A 24,540-nucleotide genomic window follows, 5' to 3' on the forward strand; every position below is an offset into this window, starting at 1 on the left:
AATCCGCTTCTTTGCGCAGAATACTGCCAATAAGGAGCATGCTGACTGCAGTTTAGTGTCGGAAGCGCCTCCATTTCGCGTTTGGACACGGCAAGAGGCTACGTCATGAACCGCCGAACACCCCTGTATATCGCCCTGGCTGGTACCGCCAGCTTGGCTGTTTCGTTTACCTCCCCACTGATGGCTGGGGTACAGACCCTGACCTCCGATGAGATGGTTGAAACCTACGTGAAGGATTCCGCCGTCATCGTGGTGCCGAAAGAACGGCAAAAGACGGACGCGGACCGGCAGAAGATTATACGCTCCCTGACCATTTCGCCGGGTGAGCCGGTGTTGACGGAGGCGGAAGAAGAAGCCTATCGCGAAGCCCTGGAGCGGTTCGAACGGGAAGGCAAGAAAGGTGCCCTTGAAAGCGCAGAAGAGGAATTCCTTCGTCGTGCTCTTCTGTTGCCCCAGGAAGAACTGGCCCGGGCACAGCCTCCGGCTGAGTTCACACCGACGATTCCGCCAATTATTTTCGGGCAACAGGCCCAGATACCGGATGAACCGTTCAGTCAGACCTTTCTCAATGATCAATTGGGGGTCGGGTTTGATGGCCAGAACCTGAACTTTTCCATTGGTAACCCGCCGGGTATTGATAACATCCAGGTACCCCATGGCATTAATGAAGGCCCGATCACATTGACGCCCCGCCCGGGCGGTGGTTTTGATCTATCCATAGCGGTGCCTGATCGATAAGGCGGGTCACTATACATCCGAAACAGAAAGAGCGGTCACTCTTGGCGAGTCACCGCTCTTTTTTTGCCTGTACTTTTTGACAGGCACAAAAAAACGCCCCGCAAAGCGGGGCGTTCACACCAAAGGTGTTATGCGATCAGCTTAGTGACCGTATACAGCCAGTTTGGTGTTGCTGATGTGCAGGTTGTCGATACCGATAGTACCGATGTTTGCACCGCCGATGTTGGTTTCGGCAACGTTGATGTCCATCAGGACGTCATCAACATCTACACGCAGTACGTCAGTCGCTGTGGAAGCGCCCAGGCCGCCGCCCTTGTAGATGTCCAGACCAACAATCGCGAAGCCAGCCTGAGCCAGACCAACTTTACGCTGTTCTTCCGGAGTCAGGTTGGCAGGATCCTCACCGAAGATCTGCGCAAGGCCGGCTGCACCGAGTTCTACACCACCAGACTCAGAGCCCTTGATGGTCATGCCAGCGATGCCGACACCCAGGAAGTCAACGTCGAAGCTCATTTCTTCAACAGTGAACGCTGCGTCGATGTTGAGGGTTCCAGTACCAGCCTGGTTATCTACGTTGTCAGTATCGACAATGATGTCCAGAGCGCCGAGAAGACCCCAAGCGTCCATGTTGGAAACAAGAACCGTGTTCTCACCACTGCCACCTTCAAGCTCCATGGAGCCTGCAGTCATACCCCAGTCGATGGGAATCGGGTTGCCGCTGCCATCCGTCTGGAGAGAGCCAACGTGAATGATTGCATCGCCATCAGAACCGATGTCGATGTCGATTTTCAGCTGGTCCAACAGAGCGCCAGCGCCGGTAGCCGTAGCATAGTCTGTAGCAGACTTATGGCTACTGGTAAGCGCACCACCCAGATTGATGTCCTTAACGGCGAAGGTACCTTCGTCCGTGTAGGTGAACTGACCGATGCTTACCTGGGTTTCCAGCTCGATGGTCACACCGGCCTGACCGGTGACGTTACCCATCATGCTGTCGTCCATCGCCTGCAGCTCTGCTTGAGCGGCGAAGGGCGCAGCGGCAACGGCTGTTGCCAATGCAATTTTCTTCAGGCCTTTCATATTGTTCTCCTTGATTGAACTTATTGTTATCCAGTTGAACTTTTAACTTTGTTGTGAGGCTCAACCTCACCACTCCATTTAAGATTGTTTTACAGTCTGGTTCCGTGAATGCATTCACAAATTGTCACAAAACAACTCTGTCCGTAATAATCGACAGATATTTACTTTATTATCATCTAGTTGAAGAATCTTCATCGCCCTTGTCGTCGTAAAAGATCTGGAACGGTTTTTCCTGCGACATCGGCTTTCCAAAGCTCGCTTTTCCGTTCTTCAGGTTGATGGGAATGAGCTTGAACCCTGAAATTCCAAGACGATGTTCATGTTCAAGAACCAAGGCACGGATGGTCTCTCCGTCTTTCTCAATGCTGCCCGGGTATGCAATCGCAGACGCATGGATTTCACCGCGGCGGGCGATGGATTTCAGGCCTGCGCGGTACATCAGCACCTTTACCTGCCCCGGTGCTTCCTCAGCCTTTTCCTCCAGCCTCATTTGCTGAACCTTGTCGGACTTCATCACCATGAACGCCATTGGGCGGAATATGCCGGCCTCCTCCAGTTCTGTACCGGCGCTCTTAACAACCGCATCCGTCAGCTCCGTGAGATGCCGCTGCGCAACCGCGACGACCGCCGCCAGGTCCTTGTCGTCCAGCTTGCCATCGGACAGCACGTGGTCCTCCCGATCAATCGCATCCTGAGCCAACGCCGCCGTGGACATCGCAAATCCTGCGATAATCGCCAAGACAAATTGCTTACCAATGCCGTTACAAGTCTTCATACTGGTTACTGCCCTTAGGATTATTGTTTAGAATGCACCGGCCCAAGCCTTCCCAAGCCCGAAGTCAGGTGACTTGCCGCACAGGCTACCGTGAACCCATGCAAGATTTTGTTAAGTATGTAACATCGTGAAAACATTAAGTGCGGAAGAGGCGGAACGCCTCGTTTCACAGATCAGCAGCCAACATGGGTTTATCGATTACACCGACACCGGCAGGCAATGGCGGATCGTTACGGCATTCCCCGTGAAGTACTGGGCTGTTCCCAAGGATGCGCTCGCTTTTTCACGTCTGACGGAAGAGCTCGAGGAGGTATGGGCTGGACTGGCGCAACAACCTGGCCACAAACCGGCCGGCGGCATCATGGGAACCCTGTTCTACGAAGCGGGGAACCACACGGTACCCGGATTCTCCTGCAAGGGCGATGTGGCGGATTATGGCTATATCGGGCTCTACCTCTGGCAGCTGACGCTGGATGCCTCGGGCACCAATCCGCCCATGCTCGACTTTCACCCCGAGTGCGACGATCAGACGAAAGAGCGGGTGTTAGAACTCTCCGGTGATAATCCCATACGCCCTGCTCCCTTCCATGTCAGCCAGGGCTTTACAGCCGACCAACCGGCCGAGCGCTATCGCAGTGATGTGTCCAAGGTCCTGAACTACATCCATGCCGGGGACTGCTACCAGGTCAACCTCTCCAATAAGTACACCGGGCAATATCAGGGCTCGCCCTACTCGGCCTTTGAAGCATTGTGCCTGGCTGTTCCTGTTCCCCATGCTGCGTATGTGAACGCTGGCGCCTATCAGGTCCTCAGCATTTCACCGGAACTGTTCCTGAGTATTGAGAATGGCCGCAGGGTCATCAGCAAGCCCATAAAGGGCACTCGGCCCCGGGATTTGAACTCTCCGGAGAACGATCAGCGGATTGCCGAATCGCTGGCCGCCGCCGAAAAGGACCGGGCTGAAAACCTGATGATCGTAGACCTGATTCGCAACGACCTGTCCCGATTTTGCGAACCCTTTTCAGTGTCAGTTCCGCAATTGTTCAGCATTGAAAGCTACGAGAATGTGCATCAATTGGTCAGTACCGTGGAAGGTAAACTGCAGGGGGGTACCACACCACTTCGAGCCCTTCTCTCCGCTTTCCCGGGCGGCTCTATCACCGGCGCGCCCAAACGTCGGGCGATGGAAATCATCGACAGCCTGGAATTACATCGACGCGGGCCCTACTGCGGCTCAGTCTTCCTCTGGGATTTCGCCAATAATCTGGAAAGCAATATTGCTATCCGCACCCTGATGACGGATCCAGACGGGCAGATTCACTGCTGGGCGGGGTGTGGGATCGTCGCGGATTCAGACCCCGACGATGAATACCGGGAATCCGTGGACAAGGTTCAGAAGCTGATGAAGGTATTGGAAGCCCTGTAAGGGGAGGAATGCAAAGACTGGAAAGCCGGGGCAGCGAGCCTGCCCCGGCCTGGTCAGCGCAATCAGTTATGGATAGCGCTGGCCTTCAGGAATTCATCCTTAAGCTCGCCAAATGTATGCACCGCCGGGAACTGGGGAAATTCCTCGATTACATTCTGCGGTGCATGGAACAGGATGCCCGCTTCCGCCTGGCTCAGCATAGTGGTGTCGTTGTAGGAATCACCCGCCGCGACAACACGGTAGTTCAGCAACTGGAACGCGCGCACTGACTGGCGCTTGGGATCACGCTGGCGCAGCAGGTAATCGGTGATCCTGCCCTCGTCATTCACTTCCAGTTTGTGGCACAGCAGTGCCGGGTAGCCCAGCTTGGCCATCAGTGGCATGGCGAACTCGTAGAAGGTGTCGGAAAGAATCACCACCTGGAACCGCTCCCGAAGCCAATCCAGGAATTCCCGGGCACCGGGCAGCGGGTCCAGCTCACCAATCACTTCCTGGATCTGCGGCAGGCCATAGCCATATTGGTCCAGCAGCTTCAGGCGCTGCTGCATCAGTACGTCGTAATCAGGAATGTCGCGGGTGGTCGCCTTGAGCTCCTCAATGCCGGTTTTTTCCGCAAACGCGATCCAGATTTCCGGGATCAGTACTCCTTCAAGGTCAAGGCACGCGAGTTCCACAATGGTCTCCTGATAGTTGAACGCTGGTCAGCCCGGCGAATGCCGCCGGGGATTGGAATCAGGCGGTATGATAAGAAAAACCGGCGCGGAATGCATCGTACATCTGTGCGGCTATAACGATATACTCCCCCATTCCTTCAGACTGCTGCCGGTTAATGGTAGATTTATCACACATTTACACTCCAGGTGATCCTTTCAAATGACGGACATTGAACAATTACAGGCCGAGCTTGAAGGCGCGAGTCCCAGGGCCATCCTCAAGGCCGCTCTGGCGAAGTACGACAACATCGCCATTTCCTTCAGTGGCGCGGAAGACGTCGCGCTGATTGAGCTCGCTCACAAGCTGACCGACAACCTTCAGGTGTTCACCCTGGATACGGCTCGCCTGCACCCGGAAACCTATCAATTTATTGATCGGGTGCGTGAGCATTACGGAATCAACATTGAAGTGATGTTTCCCGATGCAGGCGAAGTACAGGACCTGGTCACCCGTAAGGGCATGTTCAGTTTCTATGAAGATGGTCATGGCGAATGCTGCGGTATCCGCAAGGTCAATCCGTTACGGCGGAAACTGGCCACTGTTGATGCGTGGATTACCGGCCAGCGAAAGGACCAGAGCCCCGGCACCCGCAACGATGTTCCCGTAGTGCAGATTGACGACGCGTTTTCCACGGACGAAAAGCAGCTGGTGAAGTTCAACCCGCTGGCGAACTGGAGCTCAAAGGAAGTCTGGGACTACATCCGCATGACGGAAGCGCCCTATAACAAACTGCACGAAAAGGGCTTTGTCAGCATTGGCTGCGAGCCCTGCACACGCCCTATCCTGCCAGGACAACACGAGCGCGAGGGCCGCTGGTGGTGGGAAGAGGCCACCCAGAAGGAATGTGGCCTACACGCCGGAAACCTGATCGCCCGTGAGTAAACCTGCCAGGGCCGTCAGTAGGTCGGCAGATCAATGTCGTTGAACAGTTCCTCGATCTCCGCCCTGCTGCCCTGATGGGTCACGGCTTCATCCACCCGCTCACGGGTCAGATGTGGCGCAAATCGCTGGATGAAATCGTACATGTACCCTCGCAGGAAGGTTCCCTTACGGAAGCCAATCCGGGTCACGCTCGGGCGGAAAAGTTTACTGGCATCCAGGCAGACAAGGTCGGGGTCGCTCTGCTCGTCGAACGCCATGCTGGCGATGATGCCAACCCCCAGGCCCAATCGCACGTAGGTCTTGATGACATCCGCATCGGCGGCGGTAAACACCACTTTCGGGGTCAGCCCGTGAGCCTGGAAGGCTTCATCCAGTTTCGAACGGCCGGTAAAGCCAAACACATAAGTGACCAGCGGAAACTCGGCAAGATCCGGCAACGTCAGTTCGGGTTTCTTCGCCAGCGGGTGATCCTTCGGCACGATGATGCTGCGGTTCCATCGATAGCACGGCATCATGATCAAGTCATTGAACAGCTCCATGGCCTCGGTAGCGATGGCGAAATCCACCGCGCCATTGGCGGCCATTTCTGAAATCTGCATGGGTGTGCCCTGGTGCATATGCAGGGACACCTCAGGGTAGGACTCGATAAAGCCCTGAATAATGGGCGGCAGCGCATAACGGGCCTGAGTGTGGGTGGTGGCGATACTCAAGTCGCCCTTGCGCTGGTTACTGAATTCCTGCGCGATTTTTTTGATGCCTTCCACCCGGCGCAGTATTTCACCCGCCTCGCGTATGATGATCTCACCGCCCGGCGTTATACGAGTCAGGTGTTTGCCACTACGCGCAAAAACTTCCAGTCCCAGTTCATCTTCCAGAAGACGGATCTGCTTGGATATTCCCGGCTGTGAGGTAAAAAGACTCTGGGCAGTGGAGGATACGTTGAGATCATGGTGCGCAACTTCCCAGATATAGCGCAACTGTTGTAATTTCATTTGCCCTGTCGCTCCCCATAAGGCCCGGTATAGACCGGGCATGTATACGCTGATTTTATTAGAAGAATACGCATAAAAACGTGATTTTTCATTCTTTTTGAGTATACAGAATCCCTTCCAACACAGTTTAGACCAAAAAACCGATAACGCCGCATGACGACGGCGTCATTTGTCTTTACGGCCCTTGACTTAACGGTGACAAAGCACACAATCCTTATCGAACCATTCACCGGCATTCAGGGAAACGATGCTGTTAACCACCAAGTTCCTCAGACCAACCGCAGATCCCCGTTCGGTACAACGGGAACGCCTGAGCGCCCTGCTGCAGCCGGACGGTGCCAAGCGGTTGAATCTGGTGGTGGCGCCAGCGGGTTTTGGCAAGACCACGCTGGTCAGCCAATGGTGTTCCCAATCCCCCTCTACCGTTGCCTGGCTTTCCCTGGATGAGCACGATGATGAGCCCCGCCGCTTCTGGCAGTACGTGGTGGGGGCGTTTGAACACAATGGTCTCGTAGGTCTGGAGCAATGTCGTCAGCAACTCAGCCACTGCAGCCACCAGGAGCTGGAGGGTCCCATCACTGCGCTGATCAATGTCCTCGCCGCCGATGGCGCGCCCTGGTCACTGATCCTGGACGATTATCATTTTATCCGCGATCCACAATTGCAGCGCCAGGTGTCGTATTTTATGGACTACCTGCCCCCTGGGACTCTGGTGACCCTGGCCTCCCGCACCGAACCAGCCCTGCCGCTTTCACGCTGGCGGGTGCGGCGCTGGGTAGAAGACATACACCCGGGCCTGCTGGCGTTTTCCGAGGGGGAATGCCAGCGCTTCTTCCACGACACCATGGGGCTTGCACTCTCCGAGCAGGAGGTTCGCAGGATCTGCAGCAAAACCGAGGGTTGGGTGGCCGCCATGCAATTGTCCGCCCTGTCTGGCGGCAACATCGATGATCAGAAACCCGAGGCCGGTTTCCAACGCCTCGACCTGGACGAGCGCCGCATCAGCGATTACGTGCTGACCGAAGTGCTTGAGCAGCAACCTGCGCCGGTGCGCGACTTCCTGCTTGATACGGCCTGCTGTCCACGACTGTGCGCCTCACTCTGCGATGCGGTTCGCGGCACCACCAACAGCCAGGTCCTGCTGGAACAGCTACTGCGGGAAAACCTGTTCCTGATTCCGCTGGATACCCACAATGAATGGTTCCGCTATCACGACCTGTTCCGGGATGCGTTGTTGCAACGGGCCAGACAGTTCAAGCCGGAAGATACTGAAAAGCGATGGCAACGAGCCGTCCATTGGCTGCTGGTCCATGGCCACGTTCAGGAAGGCATCTCCCAGATCGTCCAACACCACGACTGGCCCTGGCTCGCAAAGGTGCTGGCTGAGCACGGCAACAACCTGATCCACGGCGGTTTTCACCTGCCCGTACTCAGTTGGCTGGATTCGCTGCCCGCGAACAGCCTCCAGGAAAGCCCACAACTGCTGATGCTGAGGGTATGGGCGCTGTTTTTTGCCAATCGGGTGGACGTGCTGGATCCCCTCCTGGGTGAGCTGGAAGACATGCTCGACAAACAGGTGGCCGATTCCCACCCCGATGCCGAGGGCGCCCTGGGCCTGCAAAGTGAGATTTCCCTGATCCGCTCCTACCTCGCGCGGTCCAAAAGCGACGACAAGAACGCCAGTGACCTGACCCAACAGGTATTACGTGACATTGACCACACCCGTATACCCCTGAAATCGGTGACCTATTACGGAGTGGGACTGGACTATTACGGAAAGGGCGACCTGGCAGCAGCCGAGGATGCCCTGAGCTCCGCCGTGCGCTATGGAGAACTGGAACGCAAACCCAGCACCGTGCTCTCAAGCGGCGGCCTGCTTGCCTGGATTCAGTACAACCGGGGAGACATCGACGAAGCCCTGGACACCTGTACCAGTGTACGGCAATGGGTCGACCAACACCACAGTGACCCCCGCCAACCCATGCTGATTTCATGCTGGCAGAACAGCGCCCTGATCGAGATCTACCGGGAGCGCAACGAACCCCAGCTGGCGGCCTCCTACCTGGCCCCGCTACTGGACCACGTCAACAATGGAACCGAACCCGGGCAGCACGTGGTTATCCAGTACGTGCGAGGCCATCTGGCCTTCAGCGAAGGGCGCTACCAGGAGGCCATGGAGGCGCTGGAAGATGCCGCCAGTGTCGCCAGACGCCGCCGGGACCACATTCTCTTCGAACCGCCAGCCTGCTCAGCCATGCTGGCACGTTGCTATCTCGCCAATGATCATCTGGATCTGGCGGAGCAGTGGATGCAACAAGTGAGCAATGACCGGTTCACCAATCCGCTGAACCGGGAGCAGAACCAAATCAGCATCGCCCGCGTTCAGGTGGCACTGGGCCGCCCGGCGGATGCGATGGCGACACTGGCTCCTCTTCGTCTCAGTGCGGAACAAGACCAGCACTACCGCCACCTGGTGGAAATACAACTGGTTTACAGCGAGGCATTGTTCGCCGACGGTAAAATGAAAGAAGCGGAACAGATGCTGGCGCAGGCTGTCCAGCGGGCATCGGAGGCCGGATTTATGCGCCTGCTCGCGGAGGAGAGTCCAACCATCCGCCAGCTATGTAAGGCACTCCCGGCTCTCAAGGCACCAGGCCGCTGGAACAGCCGGGTCACAGCCATGCTTTCTGAACGGGCAGAAGCGGAATCTCATGAAACGAATGCAGAAGAGATGCTGACAGATGCCGCGGAGGAATCTGGCAATACAGGCCTTCCCGAGCCCCTGAGCCAAAGGGAACTGGAAGTGCTGGATTTGATTAACCGAGGCCTTGCCAACAAGGACATTGCCAGCACCATGGGAGTCGCGCCCACCACGGTGAAAGCCCATATCCGCAATCTCTATGGCAAACTGGCTGTGGGCTCACGCACTGAAGCTCTGGCCCGGGCGCGAGCGTTACGGTTACTGGCCTGAACAGCCTGTTCCTGTGAACTTCCCACCGCCATTTTGTGAACCGCGTCACACTTTTCAGGAATTTTGTCGGCCCACTACGCCCTTTGGACGATCCGTATACGCCCCCTCCTCCCTTATTATTCTCCCAACGCTGAGGGAAACCTCGGTAAGATTTCTGAAACTTCAGGCCTTCAGACTTCTTGTTCCGCGTTGTTTCGACGCCCGGGTTCGATAAGGGCCCACTCTACAAGAGCCACCCACATGGGTTGGCTCTTTTTTTTGGCTCCCCTTTTATCGGGGCTCTATTTATCAGGGCTTTATGATCCGCCGGAAAGGTGGCAGGGCGTCCAACAGCAACTGCCCGTAACGGCGAGCGATGATGCGACGGTCAAGGATGGTGACGCGACCGGTGTCGGATTCCGTCCGCAGAAGACGACCAACGGCCTGTACCAGTTTGATGGAGGCATCGGGGACGGTGATTTCCATAAACGGGTTGCCGCCCCGGTGCGTCACCCACTCCGCCAGGCTGGCTTCGATGGGATCATCGGGTACCGAAAACGGCAGCCGGGTGATCACTACATGACTCAGATACTTGCCAGGCAGGTCGATGCCCTCGGCAAAACTTGCAACACCGAACAACACACTGGGCAACCCTTCATCCACTCGGCTGCAATGGCGGCGCAACACCTCACCTTTGGCCATGTCGTCCTGTGTAGTGATCAGGTCCGGATACTCTGGTGACAGAGCGTCGCGCACCAATTGCATCTGGCGCCTGGAGGTAAACAGTACCAGAGTCGCCTTCTCGCCGGCCCACAAGGCAGGTAGCCGAGACACCACCTGGTCGGTGAAGCTGTCGTCTGTGGGCATGGCGGTCATGGCTGGCACTTCCACAGTTGCCATCTCGCCGTAGCGGAAGGAACTGGGTACCACCACGAAACGGCTGGCTTCGGGCAGGCCTGCCCTTGCCTTGAGCCGGTCAAAGCGCCCAAGAGCTGTCAGGGTCGCACTGGTCAGAACAGCGCCGTACGCCCTTGACCAGAGCCGTGAATAAAGCAGGTTATCCGCGAGAACCGGGCTACTATATAGCGTAATGTCTTCCGCGTGCTCCCAGCGCTGACGCACAGCCCAGCGCGCTGCAGGCGGCCCGGACTTTTTCTTTGGCGCTAGCGCGGCTTCTTCACCATCTGCCGACTCACTGGCCGGCTGGCCCGGATTGTCGCACCACGCGGTCCATAGTCGCAGTTGATCCTCGGCACGGCTGTGGAAGGATCCAATCACCGGATACCACGACTCCGCGGTATCGCGATCGACATCACTGGCCTTGCGTTCATCAAAGGCCGTTTGTAGCTCGTCCACCATCACGCCAAGCTGGCGAACCAGGGTTGCCGTCGCCACCCGGGTTTCCACCGCCAGTCCTGCAAGCACCTCAGGTAATTCGCCCTCGGGATAACGCCACTGGGCGGAACGTCGCTCTTCGTTAAACTCCCAACCGGTATTCTGTTCGGCCTCGTCGTACACCTTCGTCAAACAGATATCCACTTCCCGGGAGGCGGAACTGATCCTATCGATGGTTTTAGCGGCCTGGGTGCCGGGCGTCAGGAACGGCTGCATCTTGCCCAGTGCCTGGGACAACTGCTTTAGCCACTGACGCGTGGAATTCAACGGCACCGACGCGGCAAAATGATTCAGTGCCTTGTCCGGCAGGTGGTGCGCCTCGTCAAAGATAAACAATGCGTTTTCCGGCTCTGGCAGGATGGCACCACCACCAAGGGCGAGGTCCGCCAGCACCAGGTCGTGGTTCGCCACCACGATGTCGGCATCGTCCAGGCCCTTGCGGGCATCAAAGAAGGCACAGCTGTCGAAATAGCTGCAGTGGCGATTGGTACACTGACGGTGGTCGGTGGTGACCTGGCGCCAGATGTCGTCCGGTATCTGGTCCGGCCAATGGTCGCGGTCACCGTCCCACTTTCGGGACCCATAACTGGCCAGCATGTCCTCGAAATAGGCCCGGGTGCCGGGTTCCTCCTTGCCGGGGCCATCCAGCAGGAACAGCGGCATGGTATCGCTGTCGCCGTTACCCTCATCATGCAAACGAGCTTCGAGACGAGACATACACAGGTAGCGGCCGCGGCCTTTGGCAAGGGTCCAGGTGAAATCCAGTTTGCTGTGCTTTTTCAGGTCCGGCAGATCCTTGTGGACGATCTGATCCTGCAGGGCAACGGTCGCTGTTGATATCACCAGTGTTTTGCCGAGGGCACGGGCCACGGGAATGGCAGCAATCAGATAGGCCAAGGTCTTACCGGTTCCCGTCCCCGCCTCAACCACACAGGTGCCGGCCTGCGACGTGCGTTGACCGTCGTTCTCCGTGATCTCACCCATGTACCGGGCGATTTCAGCGATCATAAGACGCTGGCCGTATCGTGCACGGATATCCTTGCCAGCCAAGACATCTCGATAGGTCTGTTGTATCAGCTGCTTAACGTCCTCGGTGAGTGCCATTATTCCGGGCTCACCCAATTGCGAACCACACCTACCCGGAAGCGGCGGCCATCCATACTCAGCTCAACGCCCTCTTCGGTGATCCGCTCAACGGTGATTCCGGAAAACGACTCTCCGGGGCGCAGGTAGTTGTTATTGATCATTACCCGTCTCGACGACGGTTCGGACGCGTAGATATGGCTGTTGAAAATCAGGTCGGGCACCCTTTTCTGAAACGAAAGTGGAAGTTCTACAAGGTGCGGCGCTGTCTGCGTGGCGGCACCGTCCGGATCACCGGGATTGATCGCACTGGGTGCACGCGATGTGGGCACAATGACCGTCGGTCGCTCCCGCTCTTCCGCGTCACCGGTCTCTGCTACCGCCTCCCGCGAAGCATCGATGGTGGCGCCCGGTGTTGGAATCTCAATGGCACCCTCAAGCGTGTCGCTGGTCTGTGGCGATGAGACACGTTCCGGCGCCGATACCTGTCGGGGCGATTCCGGCTTATCGCCAGCGGTAACAGGCTCAATCTTGGGTACAGGCACAGAAATATCGGTCGAAGGGCTTGGCTTGTCCGGTGAGGAAACCTGGCGAGCCTGGGGCCAGAAAACCCAGGCCAATACCGCCGCATTGAGTACCAGGCCGAGCGCAACCCACACAAGAACCGGAATCGACTTTTTCCTCGGCTTGTGGATCAGTTGTACCTGCTGACCAAGGTCCGGTATGCGCCCCTGTCGTCTTTCGGTTTCGGATTTTCTGAGGGCATCAAGGATATAGGACATGTCAGTTCACCATCCTTCCGGACGTCAGCCGGGGAACGGCGGATTCCAGGTCGTTATTCATCTGGATGATGGTCATGGCACCGGCAATGCCATCCACCGTCAAGCCTCTTTGCCGCTGGTACCACCGGACCTGCTCTTCGATCGGCATACGGTTGACTCGGCTTTCTTCCTGCCGACTGCCGGCGTATTGGCTGGCGAGCTCCATCATTCTTGACCCCATCCAGATCTGCTCGGCCACCTTGCCGGTACCCCGTTCGCTACCGGAAGCGTCATCCAGGGTGTAGGCGGGTGCTTCCCAAACTACGGTAAATTCCCCAAACCAGTAGGGCTGCAGGCTGGAGAAGGTCACCTCCCGGCGCCCACTGGGGAGTTCGATGGTGGCGCGATTATCCTGGAGGCTGCTCAAAACGGCGTAGTGACTGTCCCCGTTACCGTTGCGAAGCTGAAGTATCGCTGGCCGGTCCAGAAACTCCAGGCTTCGTCGCGCCCCTTTGTTTTGCAGGCAACGCAATCCCTGGCTCTCAGCAAACTCACAGGCCACTGGACTTTCCGAAGCGCGATAATCCATCCCCCACAGTTCGAACAGCTCGCGGAACGCAACCGGTAATGACACAGCCTGCTCAGGAAACTCGAATCCGGGCAGCGATTCTTGCTCCTTTGGCGTACTGGTTTCCAGGCTGGCTTCGGGCACCAGTTCCGATAGCCCGGCAACAGGCTCATCCGGCTCGACCCGCTGGATGGTACCGGTAAGCGGCTTTCCCTGATTTTCGGCAACAGCATCGGGCGCCTTGGTGCCGCTCCCAGGAAGCCCCATAAACAGCCAAGTCGTCATGATGATGGCCATCAGCAGGCCCGCAGCCAACACCAGCGCATGGGACTTGCGAGACCGACCGGGCAAATTCTGGCCGTTCACTTCCCGGGCGGCGTTACGGATATGGGGCGCCGTGATCTGGTGCTCACCTTCGGCATAGGCACCCAGCAATGCCCGGTCACTGATCAGGTTAATCAGTCTCGGTACACCTTGGCTGGCACGGTACAAAGCGCGGATGGCGCGATCGGTAAAAATTTCGCCCCGGAGGCCCGCCACGCTGAGCCGGTAACGCAGGTAGGCCTCTATCTCTGCGCGGCCGAGGGCGTCGAGGTGGTAACGGGCTGTTACGCGCTGATTCAGTTGACGAAGCTCCGGTAGCCCCAGAATTTCCTGTAATTCAGGTTGTCCCAGCAACACAATCTGTAGCAGTTTTTTCTCTGCGGTTTCGAGATTGGTAAGCAACCGCAGCTGTTCAAGCACCTCCGCAGAGAGATTCTGAGCCTCATCGATCATCAGAACCTTGTGGCGACCTGCCGCGTGTGCCTTGAGTAGATCATCATTGATCAGGCCCACGAGTTCCTTGATAGATGAGCCGACCGGATGGCCAATCTCAAGCTCATCGCAAATGGAGGACAACAGTTCGCGGGCCGACAGCCTGGGGTTCAGGATCAGTGCGATATCCACATGATCCGGTACGTTCTCAATGAAACAGCGACTGACCGTGGTCTTGCCGGTACCGACTTCACCGGTAATGACAATAAAACCGCCCTGCCCCTGTACGCCATACATCAGGTGTGCCAACGCTTCTTTGTGGCGCTCGCTGAGATACAGATAGCGGGGGTCCGGGGCAATCGAAAACGGGGGCTCCCGAAAACCGAAGAAGTCGTAGTACATGCGTGTCCAGTCAGGTGCTCAGGCGGAGCTTGCGGGAGCCGCCATCGGGCTCCCCGGCTATCGCGGTATCATACCGCCCGGCTCCCGGGGCTGTCATCTCATGAAGTGCCGGAATCCGCACTGCTTACCAGTCTCAGTTCAGCCGTGGAGCGGCGCTGCTCGGATTTTAACCGGCGAATGCATCGCTCCAGGGTTTTGGAGATTCTGGCGTGTGAGCGAATCATTGAGATCTTGGGCCAGGTCGCACGCTCACCTTGCAGTATCATCTCCCGGACCCACGCAGGATCGGGGTTCGACAACATGCGGCGGTAATCACGAAGACGATACGTCGGCGAGATGGTGACATCCCCCGAATAGCGTTGCCCCATGATGGTGTACATCTGGCCCGATACCTGCCGCAGCATTTCTGGCTGCACACGCTTTCGCAGGTAATCGAACAGGCCCTGACCATGGAACTGGATTTCCGATTTCAGCAGGTGCATTGGCAGATTCGCGACACTGATTTTTTCATCCCGCCCACGACGGTTCAGAAAAGGCACCACATGGGGGTTGGTCTGGCTGACAATGGTAAAGTTCACGTCGTAGAGGTGCATCAGCCGTTCGATGGGCAAGTCGCTGACGACCGAACCGTCCACAAACTTCAGCCGCGACATGTAAGGCAACACATTTCCATGGATATCTTTCTTCATCAGTGGCACCGGCGGAAAAATACCCGGTACCGCTGCGCTGGCCAGCACAGCGCTCCAGACCAACAGATAGGGTGACGTATAGCCACACAACAAGCGGGCTTTCTGGTGAACCTGAACCGGTGACACACTCACGTTAATGGACCGTCCAGTCTTCTGAAACGCTTCCTCGAAGGTGTATTCACCGATATTGGCGCGCAGGCAGGCCTTCAACTGCTCCTGGTCCATCAGGCCATCACCCCGGATGGCACTGAATAACCCTCGCCACTTCCAGGCTCTCATGTCATGGTTTTCAGGCACCAGCATGTCCGGAATTTCCGCATCACTGTGGACACCCAGCATTCCGGCGATGATGGCGCCGATGCTGGAGCCGGCAATGACCTGCGGCAACAACCCTTTTTCCCACAACGCCTTTATGACACCGAAATGGAACATACCCAGCGTGGCACCGCCGCTAAGGAGCAAAGCCGGTCGACCAAAGCTGGTCAGAGTATCGCGAAAGAACTGCAGTTTGTCAGCCACCGGGAATCCCGGCACCTTGGTGTCGCACAGGAAATCCAGCGACTCGCACACCTGGGCGATGTATTCTTCGATCAGATGCTTGGTTCCAACCCTGGAGCGGGTATACAGGGCAGCATTGCCCATGTTGCCCAGGTCGTGGTGGAGCCCTTCCCTCAGCGCCCGTTTCAGGCGCTCGAAATCATTCTGTTGGCGGTACGTGCGCAGGTGACTGAGCCGGTCGTAGATCAGCTCGTAATGGTAGAGGTCAGAGCCAAACTCCTCTTTCCACTCCACGTTTCCCTCAAGGAAATCCAGTTCCAGTGCCGCCGCCTTCCAGACTTCGTAATTGGGTGCCTCCGCGAGCATCTTGCGGAATTTCCGGATACGGTCATCAACCATCAGGTAAACCTCCGTTGTTCCAGCCGACTCGATGCGTCAGAAATCGTCGAGCATCAAATCCTCGTCGTCACCACTGGCAAAAGGGTCATCTACAGTTTTGCCATCGTTGATCAGGTAAGCCCGCCGCTGCAGGTATGCGTTTCTCACGAACGTATAGCCGTCACCGGAAATAAACCCTTCCGCAGGAATCAGGTCAGCACGCTTATCAACGATCTGAAGCGCCCTCGCATAATAGACATCCGGAGTCTCAGCCAGATCCCAGGCCGAGGGCAGCAACAGGTTGTCGGATACAAATCCGCCAAAGTCCCGGGGATTCGACGGCCCCAAAAACGGTAGCATCAGGTAAGGCCCAGACCCAGAACCCCAATAACCAAGGGTCTGACCAAAGTCCTCCGGGCGTTCAGGCAAGTCAAACTTGGTGGCCACATCGATCAACCCACCCAGACCAAAAACCGTGTTGTAGGTAAATCTACCCGCCGCCACGACGGCAGATTCACCCTTCAATTGGAAGATACTGTTTGCGAAGTTACGTATTTCAGTCAGATTATTGAAAAAATTGGTGACAGCGCGGTCCGCAAAGCCCGGCATAACGGTGCGGTAACCTTTCGCAACGGGGCGGAGGAACCAGTTATCAATGGTTTCGTTGAAGCCATAGACCTTCCGGTTCCAATCCTCATAGGGGTCGATCTCGCTGGGCGGGGCATCAAGCTTTCGTTCTGCCATGTCTGGATTGACTGGCTGCACGGTCTGCGCGACCGCATTGCCTGAAAACAGGCAGATGAAAATCAGGGCGCCGATTGCTGGGTGCCGGAAAAGAATGTCTCTCATCGTCAAACCTGAGGTTGTTAAAACTGTTTCTGTTCGTCGAAAATACCGGCGCTCTGCTTTTTTTATTATTGTCCCCTTTTTCAGGAGTAGCCCCAATGTCAGTACCCGGGAATCTGGTTAGCACACTCTCCATGCCTTTGCGCTGGGGAGATATGGACGCATACGGCCATGCCAACAATACGGTTTATTTTCGCTTTTTCGAGGAAGCCCGCATCACCTGGCTGGCGTCCCTGGAACTGGGTGCGGAAAACGACCCCGACGGACCGGTCATTATAAAGACCAGCGCCACCTTTCTGAAGGAACTGGCCCACCCGGCAACGGTAGAGGTCAGAACCTACGCCGACAAAGCGGGCAATACCAGCCTCGACACCTATCATACCCTGACCGATACCGAGACCGGCACACTCTACGCGGAAGGCTATGCGAAGATTGTCTGGTTTGACCGCACCAAACGCACGTCAATGGCACTGCCTGACAAGCTCAGGGCGTTGGCGGCCCAATAAGACCGCCTATCACCAACCCCCAATTCTATCGGCGGCGAACTACAACGCTGCCGATGGAGTAGCCTGCACCAAACGAACAGATCACGCCCAGTTCGCCAGAGTCGAAGTCGTCCTGGTGTTTGTGGAAGGCAATGATCGAGCCTGCAGAGCTGGTGTTGGCGTACTCATCCAGAATAACCGGCGCCTCTTTCGTGTCCGCGTCACGTCCCAGCACCTTGCGGGCGATCAACTGGTTCATGTTCAGGTTGGCCTGGTGCAGCCACATGCGCTTCAGGTCATCCGGCGACAACGACAGACTGGAAAGTTGCTTGAGAATGGTTTCAGCCACCAGCGGCGACACTTCCTTGAACACCTTGCGCCCCTGCTGCACGAACAGCTTGTCCGGCTTGTTTATGCCCTCTTTATCACCTCGGTTCAGGAAGCCAAAGTTGTTGCGAATGTTGTTGGAGTACTTGGTTTTCAGGCTCGTTCCGAGAACCTCAAAACCCTGCCCTTCCGCAACGTCGGAATCCCGTTCCACCAGGATGGCCGTGCAGGCATCCCCAAAGATAAAGTGGCTGTCCCGATCGCGAAAATTCAGGTGGCCGGAACAGATTTCCGGGCTAACCACCAATACCGCACGGGCCGTGCCATTCTCAACAGCGTTTGCCGCCGCCTGCAGCCCGAAGGTCGCAGAGCTGCACGCCACGTTCATGTCGTAGGCAAAGCCATCAATGCCCAACGCGTCCTGAACCTCAACGGAGATAGCCGGGTACGGGCGCTGCATATTGGAGCAGGCGACAATAACCGCATCAACGTCAGCGGCGGTTTTGCCGGCCTGTTTGAGGGCCTCGTTGCTGGCTGCGAGCGCCATCTCGCATTGCACCGAGGCTTCTTCGTTGGTTCGGTCCGGAATATTCGGGCACATTCGTTCAGGGTCAAGGATGCCCTGCTTATCAATCACATGGCGACGCTTGATACCGGACGCTTTCTCAATAAAAGCGGACGAAGACGGCTGCAGGGGCTCAAGATCGCCACCGGCAATATCGTCAGCATGACGCGCATTGTGAAGTTCGACGAAGGCATTGAACGCCTCCACCAACTCTTCGTTGGTTATGGTTGCTGGCGGTGTGTACAACCCAGTCCCGCTGATAACGGCTCTAATCACGCTAACCCCACGTCATAGTTGTAAAAACGAACAATTTAACTGCACCAATATTGCTCAAATACTAACACAGTCTCAAGGTTTTGCCCGCAAACGTGACCGGCTTACACGCGCGTCTGCTCCCACTGCCGGTCAAGGCGCTTGACCGATACCGGCACAGCTGTGCCCAACTGTTGCGCGAAGAACGATACCCGAAATTCCTCAAGCATCCAGCGGTACAGTGACAGTTCTGGGTCCCTTACACCCTGGCGCTGCTGCTCATCGCGCTTACTGGCATAACGGGACCAAAGCGGCTCCATGGTGTGCAGGAACTCCCGCTCACGGCCAAGCTCTCTGGGCATCTTCTCAAAGCGGATGCTGGCTGCCTCGAAATAGCGCCCAAAATGGGTAAGCCATTCTGGCGGTGTGGCAACAATAAAGCCTGGATATACAAGATTTTGCAGCTGAAACTTCAAGTCCGACATACTGTTTGCGAGAGCGAGGTTGATTTTGCCCTTGAGCTGCTTCATGACACCATGATAACCCGTCATGGCCTGGTACAGTCGCTCGTCGGCCTGCTCAAGCGCCGGTATGAACTCCGCCCGACCTGCGTTAAACGCGCTCTCGAACGCGTTTTCGTCACGGGGCACGTCGTCGGGCACAAAATGCTGCATTGCCGTGGCCAGCAGCAGATCGTCCAGCAGCACCCGCGCCTTGCCGACCGGCGAGAACATCAACGCAGATGACTTGAAGTGCTGTAGCCGACGCTCAATGTCCTCCAATGTGTTGCCCAGCCGAATCAGGATCAGTCGCGCCAACGCCTTGCGGGTTGCATCCTCCGCCGTGAGCCGATCCAGGAACCGTGTCTGGCGCACGGAATCCCCGATGTCCTCCAGGGCCGGGTATACGGTGACTTCCATACCGCCTTTTTCGGTCCTGACAGATTCGGGCAGCGATCCGAAATCCCAGACCGTTGACGTGCGTTCTGGCTCCGCCGATGGCTCTCTGCGGGTTGCCGACGACAAGGCAGCTTCTGCCCGCCCTTCCAGTTCGCTCTGCAGCTTTTCAGTTTCCCGCCCCTCGGCAATGGGCTTGCCGGCGTCGTCAACAACCCGGAGGTTCATTCTCAGGTGTTTCGGCAGGTCCTCCTGTGGCCAGGCATCAACGTCGATCCTGACACCGGTCATTCGCCGGAGCTGTTCACCCAGTTGCAGTGCCAATGGTTCGTTGGATGCCTGAAGATTCTCCAGGGCGGCATCCACGAAATCCGGTACCGGCACGAAATTGCGCCTCAACGCCTTCGGAAGACCTTTCACCAGAGCGATGCACTTTTCCCGCAGAAGCCCCGGCACAAGCCATTCAAGCCGCCGTGCCGGCAGTTGTTTCAGGGCCATCACCGGTGCCTGCAGCGTAACGCCATCCCGCTCGCTGGTGGGCTCAAATTCATAGCTGAGGGGATACCTCACTCCTTCCCACTCCAGATAGTCCGGATAAAGTGAGCCCGCTTGCTCATCCACTGGGCGCTGGAGGATATCGGTCTCCGTCAACTCCATGTCACGGAGCTGGTCAGCACTGAGCTGTTTCCACCAGCTTTCGAAATGACGGCCGCTAACAATGTCTTCGGGCAGGCGCTGATCGTAGAACGCCACCAGCGCTTCGTCCTCCACCAACAGGTCCCGCCGCCGCGTCTTGCGCTCGAGGTTCTCGACGGTGTCCAGCAGTTCGCGGTTGCGGGCAATGAAGGGCGCCTTGGACAGGTAATCGCCTTCCACCAGGGCGCGGCGAATGAACAGGTTGCGACACTCGGCCGGGTCCACCTTGCTGTAAGGAATTCGACGCTTGGCAATGATGTCCAGGCCATAGAGGCTGACCTTTTCATAGCCCATCACCTGGGCACGTTTCTGCTCCCAATGGGGTTCGAAAAAGTGATGCTTCACCACATGTCCGGCCAGGGGTTCGATCCATTCCGGCTCAATCTTCGCCACTACCCTGGCGAACACCCGGCTGGTTTCGACAATCTCCGCTGCCACTATCCACTTCGGTCCGGTTTTCGACACTTTCGAGCCCGGAAAGATCATGACCTTACGATTGCGGGTCGCCAGATACTCTTTCTTTTCGAGTTTCACGGCCACCTGCCCCAGCAAGCCCGCAAGAATGGCCTTGTGCAGCGACTCGTAACTGGCAGCGTCTCTATTCAGTTTTAGTTTCTGTTCGCGGCAGATCAACGTCAGTTGCCGGTGAATGTCACGCCATTCCCGCATCCGCATCCACGACAGGAAACTTTTCTGACAGACTTTTTTCAGCTGATTCTGAGACAGTTCCTGGCGCTGCTCCTCGTAAAAATTCCAGATATTCAACAAGGTCAGAAAATCCGATTCCTTGTCATTGAACGGCGCGTGGGCCTGATCGGCAGCCTGCTGTTTGTCCTGGGGCCGCTCTCTTGGATCCTGAACGCTCAGGCCGGCAATGATCACCAGCGTTTCCGCCAGGCTGCCCTGTTCCGAGGAAGTCACCAGCATGCGCGCCAGCCTTGGGTCCAGCGGCAGGCGCGCCATGGTACGGCCGAGGTTTGTCACACGGCGCTTGTCGTCAACGGCTCCAAGCTCTTCAAGCAGTTTGTAGCCATCATTGATCAGGCGACGGTCGGGCGGCTCAAGGAATGGAAAATGGCGGATGTCCCCAAGCCCCGACGTGGTCATCTGCAGAATAACGGATGCCAAGTTGGTGCGCAGGATTTCCGGGTCAGTGTACTCCGGCCGATTAATAAAATCGGTTTCATCGTAAAGCCGGAAACAGATTCCCGGGGCCACCCGGCCACAGCGCCCGGCACGCTGGTTGGCGCTGGCCTGGGACACCGGCTCAATAGGCAGGCGTTGAATTTTTGAGCGCACGCTGTAACGACTGATACGGGCCACACCGGTGTCGATGACATAGCGTATGCCCGGTACGGTCAGGGAGGTTTCCGCGACGTTGGTCGAGAGCACCATCCGACGGCCCCGATGGCCCTGGAATATCCGGTTCTGTTCCTGGTTACTGAGCCGCGAATATAACGGCAGCACTTCGGTATGGCGCAGGTCGGCGTGTCGCAGCACCTTGCTGAGACTGCGAATTTCCCGCTCGCCGGGCAGGAATATGAGCACATCGCCCGGTGGCTGCTTTTCCGCACGCTCGTGCTGCTCGATTTCCTCCATCGCTCGCAGCACGCCATCCGTCCATCCCTGGTCCCGGTCGTCTTCATCGCCGGTAAGGGGGCGGTAACGCACATCTACCGGATACGTCCGCCCACTGACTTCAATGACCGGCGCGCCGTTGAAGAACTCGCTGAAGCGCTCTACCTCGATGGTGGCGGAGGTAATAATGACCTTGAGGTCAGGCCGTTTCGGCAACAGTTGCCGCAGGTAGCCCATCAGAAAGTCGATGTTAAGGCTGCGCTCGTGAGCCTCATCAATAATCAGGGTATCGTAACGATCCAGGAACCGGTCATGCTGGACTTCCGACAGCAGGATGCCGTCGGTCATGACTTTGACCCGGGACTGGTCAGACGTGGTGTCGGTAAAGCGCACCTGATACCCCACCTGGCCACCAGTCTGCTCTCCTAGCTCCTCCGCGATTCGGCCGGCAACGGTACGAGCTGCAATCCGGCGGGGCTGGGTGTGGCCGATCAGCCCGCGAATGCCCCGGCCGCTGTTCATGCAGATTTTGGGAATCTGGGTCGTCTTACCAGAACCGGTTTCACCGGCAATGATCACTACCTGGTTCTGCTCAATAGCCTCACGGATATCATCGACCCGTTCGGACACTGGCAGTGATGACGGAAACGTGGCTGGCTTGTGCATCGCCTGGCGCTGCGTGACACGCGCCTGCCCCCGATCGAGCCATTGCGCCATCTTCTCAAGATCCGTCTGGCCCGGGCGCCCTTTTTTTCGGGCCACCAGCTTGTGAATACGGGCGGCTTCCAACTGGTTGCAGGTGTCCAACTGCTCCATGATGGCTTTTACAGCGGCCTTGCTGTCTGGCGTATTTGTGGGCTGTTCCGGGGGGGCTTGCGTCATCGGTCCGTTTTACCGTTGTTGGATCTTGGATACCCGGCTCGCTTCGGGAGTGGCGACAGTCTAACGATATACCGCGCCACGTTAAACGGAAAAACCCCGCCGAGGCGGGGTTTAAGACATCCGTTTGGGGCGATCAAACCGCCCGCACGAACCGGTTACTTGCTGTTGGCCTCGTCGCGAAGCTCACGCCGCAGGATCTTGCCTACGTTGGTCTTTGGCAGTTCGTCGCGGAACACGAAGGACTTGGGCACTTTGTAGGCTGTCAGGCGTTCGCGGCAGAACTCTTTGAGTTCATTTTCGGTAACACCTTCCGCGGTTGCCACCAGATAGACCTTCACCGCTTCGCCACTCTTGTCATCGGGAACACCGACGGCCGCACACTCAACCACTTTTGGATGGCCGCTGACCACGTCTTCAATTTCGTTGGGGAAGACATTGAAGCCAGACACGATAATCATGTCCTTCTTGCGATCAACAATGCGGATGTAGCCATCTTCCTGGATAAGGGCAATGTCACCCGTCTGCAGGAAACCGTCGTCCGTGAAGGACTTCTGGGTGTCTTCCGGGCGCTGCCAGTATCCACGCATCACCTGCGGCCCCTTTACACACAGTTCGCCGGGCTCACCGAGAGGCGTTTCGTTGCCATCGTCGTCGATGGTTTTAACCTCGGTACCGGGAATTGGCAAGCCAATGGTGCCAAGCTGGATCGCGCTATTGGGATTGAACGTGACAACCGGCGAGGTTTCAGTCATACCGTAACCTTCACTGATCTCACACCCCGTGACACGCTGCCACATCTTCGCGGTGTCGCTGGTTAGCGCCATGCCGCCGGACGATGTCAGCTTCAGGCCACTGAAATCAAGGGCGTTGAATTCGTCGTTGTTGCACAGCGCCACGAACAGGGTATTCAGCCCCAGGAAGGCCGTGAAGCGATGGTTCTTCAGTTCCTTCACGAATCCTGGAATATCGCGGGGATTCGGGATAAGAACGTTGTGGGCGCCCGCTTCCAGCATGATGCCGCAGTTCAGGGTGAACGAGTAGATGTGGTACAGCGGTAGCGGAGCAATAACCACTTCCGTGCCCTCGTCCACTGAATCTTCCATCATCGGCCGAACCTGCAGGAGGTTGGATACCAGGTTGCCATGGGTCAGCATGGCACCCTTGGCCACACCCGTAGTGCCACCGGTGTACTGCAGCACGGCAATGTCGTCTTTCTTACACTCTACCGGGGAGAATTTTTCCCTGGCGCCTGCGCTGAGCACCGCCGGAAGTTTGTGAGCCTGGGGCAAACTGAAAGCCGGAACCATCTTCTTCAGATGCTTCACCGCTGCGTTCATCAGCGTACGCTTCAACGGCGAGTGCATGTCGGCAATTTCGGTAACAATGACATGCTCGATGCTGGTATGGGGAAGCACTTTCTCGGCGTTGTAGGCCATGTTTGCCAGTACTACAAGCGCCTTGGCGCCGGAATCATTGAACTGATGTTCCATTTCGCGAGTGGTGTACAGCGGGTTGGTATTCACCACTATCAGGCCCGCGCGCATGGCGCCAAAAACGACAACAGGATACTGGGACACGTTGGGCATTTGCACCGCAATCCGGTCGCCCGGCTTGAGGTCGGTCTTGTTCTGTATCCAGGCGGCAAAGTTCCGGCTCTGGGTGTCCAGGTCGCGATAGGTGAGTGTGGCGCCAACGGCACTGAAGGCAGGGCGATCAGCGTACTTATTCACGGCCTGATCAAATACGTCAACCATGCTACTGTATTTGTCCAGGTCTACGTCGCGGGACACACCAGCGGGATATTTGTCCTGATAGAACTGCTCAAAATCCATCACCATCTCCTGTTTGGCATTTGTGCTTATAATGTTTACCAATGTCGTTTTGGTCAAAAAATCAACCAGACAAAAGTATCAGCCTCGAAAAGTCGGG

The 24,540-nt window shown here is 57.0% G+C and carries 17 protein-coding genes; 5 read left to right on the top strand and 12 right to left on the bottom strand.

Translation table 11 applies throughout. The features are described from left to right. Window positions 1–105 precede the first annotated feature (105 nt). The gene (locus AC0B60_RS08495) at window positions 106–738 is read left to right on the top strand and encodes a hypothetical protein (protein WP_465085319.1); all 633 of its coding nucleotides are present in this window, start codon (window positions 106–108) and stop codon (window positions 736–738) included. Between the two features lie 141 nt (window positions 739–879). Here AC0B60_RS08495 and AC0B60_RS08500 read toward each other — a convergent pair whose 3' ends face one another. After that, window positions 880–1,815 carry a DUF6160 family protein gene (locus AC0B60_RS08500; protein WP_465085320.1) on the bottom strand — a complete coding sequence of 312 codons (936 nt, stop codon included), beginning with the start codon at window positions 1,813–1,815 and terminating at the stop codon, window positions 880–882. 172 nt (window positions 1,816–1,987) lie between these two features. Next, window positions 1,988–2,590 carry a hypothetical protein gene (locus AC0B60_RS08505; RefSeq protein WP_465085321.1) on the bottom strand — a complete coding sequence of 201 codons (603 nt, stop codon included), beginning with the start codon at window positions 2,588–2,590 and terminating at the stop codon, window positions 1,988–1,990. Window positions 2,591–2,717: 127 nt separating this feature from the next. Here AC0B60_RS08505 and AC0B60_RS08510 point away from each other — a divergent pair, with 127 nt between their 5' ends. Next, window positions 2,718–4,016 carry an anthranilate synthase component I family protein gene (locus AC0B60_RS08510; RefSeq protein ID WP_465085322.1) on the top strand — a complete coding sequence of 433 codons (1,299 nt, stop codon included), beginning with the start codon at window positions 2,718–2,720 and terminating at the stop codon, window positions 4,014–4,016. Window positions 4,017–4,078: 62 nt separating this feature from the next. Here AC0B60_RS08510 and thrH read toward each other — a convergent pair whose 3' ends face one another. Then, on the bottom strand, window positions 4,079–4,690 hold the full coding sequence (gene thrH, locus AC0B60_RS08515; RefSeq protein ID WP_465085323.1) for a bifunctional phosphoserine phosphatase/homoserine phosphotransferase ThrH: 612 nt from the start codon (window positions 4,688–4,690) through the stop codon (window positions 4,079–4,081). A gap of 199 nt (window positions 4,691–4,889) precedes the next feature. Between thrH and AC0B60_RS08520 the strand changes: the two genes are divergently transcribed. After that, window positions 4,890–5,612, top strand: coding sequence for a phosphoadenylyl-sulfate reductase (locus tag AC0B60_RS08520; protein WP_465085324.1), 723 nt, complete (start codon window positions 4,890–4,892; stop codon window positions 5,610–5,612). Window positions 5,613–5,626: 14 nt separating this feature from the next. Here the strand turns inward: AC0B60_RS08520 and cysB are convergent, their stop codons facing one another. After that, the gene (gene cysB / locus AC0B60_RS08525) at window positions 5,627–6,604 is read right to left on the bottom strand and encodes an HTH-type transcriptional regulator CysB (RefSeq protein WP_465085325.1); all 978 of its coding nucleotides are present in this window, start codon (window positions 6,602–6,604) and stop codon (window positions 5,627–5,629) included. 247 nt (window positions 6,605–6,851) lie between these two features. Between cysB and AC0B60_RS08530 the strand changes: the two genes are divergently transcribed. Continuing rightward, on the top strand, window positions 6,852–9,575 hold the full coding sequence (locus AC0B60_RS08530; RefSeq protein WP_465085326.1) for a LuxR C-terminal-related transcriptional regulator: 2,724 nt from the start codon (window positions 6,852–6,854) through the stop codon (window positions 9,573–9,575). A gap of 288 nt (window positions 9,576–9,863) precedes the next feature. On the opposite strand, the gene dinG is transcribed toward AC0B60_RS08530, so the two are convergent. The 5 genes from dinG to AC0B60_RS08555 all read right to left on the bottom strand — a co-directional run bounded on the left by dinG (window position 9,864) and on the right by AC0B60_RS08555 (window position 16,933). Then, entirely contained in the window at window positions 9,864–12,053 is a 2,190-nt protein-coding gene (gene dinG / locus AC0B60_RS08535; RefSeq protein ID WP_465085327.1) for an ATP-dependent DNA helicase DinG, read from the bottom strand. Continuing rightward, on the bottom strand, window positions 12,053–12,814 hold the full coding sequence (locus AC0B60_RS08540) for a general secretion pathway protein GspB (protein WP_465085328.1): 762 nt from the start codon (window positions 12,812–12,814) through the stop codon (window positions 12,053–12,055). The genes dinG and AC0B60_RS08540 overlap by 1 nt, the downstream gene beginning before the upstream one ends. 1 nt (window position 12,815) lies before the next feature. Further along, a complete protein-coding gene (locus AC0B60_RS08545) occupies window positions 12,816–14,519 on the bottom strand; it encodes an ExeA family protein (RefSeq protein ID WP_465085329.1) in 1,704 nt (567 codons plus the stop codon). Between the two features lie 98 nt (window positions 14,520–14,617). Further along, window positions 14,618–16,105, bottom strand: coding sequence for a DUF3336 domain-containing protein (locus tag AC0B60_RS08550; protein WP_465085330.1), 1,488 nt, complete (start codon window positions 16,103–16,105; stop codon window positions 14,618–14,620). 36 nt (window positions 16,106–16,141) lie between these two features. Continuing rightward, complete coding sequence (locus AC0B60_RS08555) at window positions 16,142–16,933, bottom strand: MlaA family lipoprotein (RefSeq protein WP_465085331.1); 792 nt, start codon at window positions 16,931–16,933, stop codon at window positions 16,142–16,144. 95 nt (window positions 16,934–17,028) lie between these two features. Here AC0B60_RS08555 and AC0B60_RS08560 point away from each other — a divergent pair, with 95 nt between their 5' ends. Next, the gene (locus AC0B60_RS08560; protein WP_465085332.1) at window positions 17,029–17,436 is read left to right on the top strand and encodes an acyl-CoA thioesterase; all 408 of its coding nucleotides are present in this window, start codon (window positions 17,029–17,031) and stop codon (window positions 17,434–17,436) included. A gap of 25 nt (window positions 17,437–17,461) precedes the next feature. On the opposite strand, the gene AC0B60_RS08565 is transcribed toward AC0B60_RS08560, so the two are convergent. The 3 genes from AC0B60_RS08565 to AC0B60_RS08575 form a co-directional block, all read right to left on the bottom strand. Continuing rightward, window positions 17,462–18,583 carry a beta-ketoacyl-ACP synthase III gene (locus AC0B60_RS08565; protein WP_465085333.1) on the bottom strand — a complete coding sequence of 374 codons (1,122 nt, stop codon included), beginning with the start codon at window positions 18,581–18,583 and terminating at the stop codon, window positions 17,462–17,464. A 101-nt stretch (window positions 18,584–18,684) separates the two neighbouring features. Beyond that, window positions 18,685–22,611 carry an ATP-dependent RNA helicase HrpA gene (gene hrpA, locus AC0B60_RS08570; protein WP_465085334.1) on the bottom strand — a complete coding sequence of 1,309 codons (3,927 nt, stop codon included), beginning with the start codon at window positions 22,609–22,611 and terminating at the stop codon, window positions 18,685–18,687. A gap of 155 nt (window positions 22,612–22,766) precedes the next feature. Continuing rightward, complete coding sequence (locus AC0B60_RS08575; protein WP_465085335.1) at window positions 22,767–24,443, bottom strand: AMP-binding protein; 1,677 nt, start codon at window positions 24,441–24,443, stop codon at window positions 22,767–22,769. Between the last annotated feature and the right edge of the window lie 97 nt (window positions 24,444–24,540).

This window comes from Marinobacter sp. V34, from assembly GCF_055524115.1.

Excerpts from the sequence above, each read along its gene's own strand:
- AC0B60_RS08495 (WP_465085319.1), top strand. The coding sequence starts at position 106 with ATGAACCGCCGAACACCCCTGTATATCGCCCTGGCTGGTACCGCCAGC.
- AC0B60_RS08500 (WP_465085320.1), bottom strand. The coding sequence starts at position 1,815 with ATGAAAGGCCTGAAGAAAATTGCATTGGCAACAGCCGTTGCCGCTGCG.
- AC0B60_RS08505 (WP_465085321.1), bottom strand. The coding sequence starts at position 2,590 with ATGAAGACTTGTAACGGCATTGGTAAGCAATTTGTCTTGGCGATTATC.
- AC0B60_RS08520 (WP_465085324.1), top strand. The coding sequence starts at position 4,890 with ATGACGGACATTGAACAATTACAGGCCGAGCTTGAAGGCGCGAGTCCC.
- cysB (WP_465085325.1), bottom strand. The coding sequence starts at position 6,604 with ATGAAATTACAACAGTTGCGCTATATCTGGGAAGTTGCGCACCATGAT.
- AC0B60_RS08530 (WP_465085326.1), top strand. The coding sequence starts at position 6,852 with ATGCTGTTAACCACCAAGTTCCTCAGACCAACCGCAGATCCCCGTTCG.
- dinG (WP_465085327.1), bottom strand. The coding sequence starts at position 12,053 with ATGGCACTCACCGAGGACGTTAAGCAGCTGATACAACAGACCTATCGA.
- AC0B60_RS08540 (WP_465085328.1), bottom strand. The coding sequence starts at position 12,814 with ATGTCCTATATCCTTGATGCCCTCAGAAAATCCGAAACCGAAAGACGA.
- AC0B60_RS08545 (WP_465085329.1), bottom strand. The coding sequence starts at position 14,519 with ATGTACTACGACTTCTTCGGTTTTCGGGAGCCCCCGTTTTCGATTGCC.
- AC0B60_RS08550 (WP_465085330.1), bottom strand. The coding sequence starts at position 16,105 with ATGGTTGATGACCGTATCCGGAAATTCCGCAAGATGCTCGCGGAGGCA.
- AC0B60_RS08555 (WP_465085331.1), bottom strand. The coding sequence starts at position 16,933 with ATGAGAGACATTCTTTTCCGGCACCCAGCAATCGGCGCCCTGATTTTC.
- AC0B60_RS08560 (WP_465085332.1), top strand. The coding sequence starts at position 17,029 with ATGTCAGTACCCGGGAATCTGGTTAGCACACTCTCCATGCCTTTGCGC.
- hrpA (WP_465085334.1), bottom strand. The coding sequence starts at position 22,611 with ATGACGCAAGCCCCCCCGGAACAGCCCACAAATACGCCAGACAGCAAG.
- AC0B60_RS08575 (WP_465085335.1), bottom strand. The coding sequence starts at position 24,443 with ATGGATTTTGAGCAGTTCTATCAGGACAAATATCCCGCTGGTGTGTCC.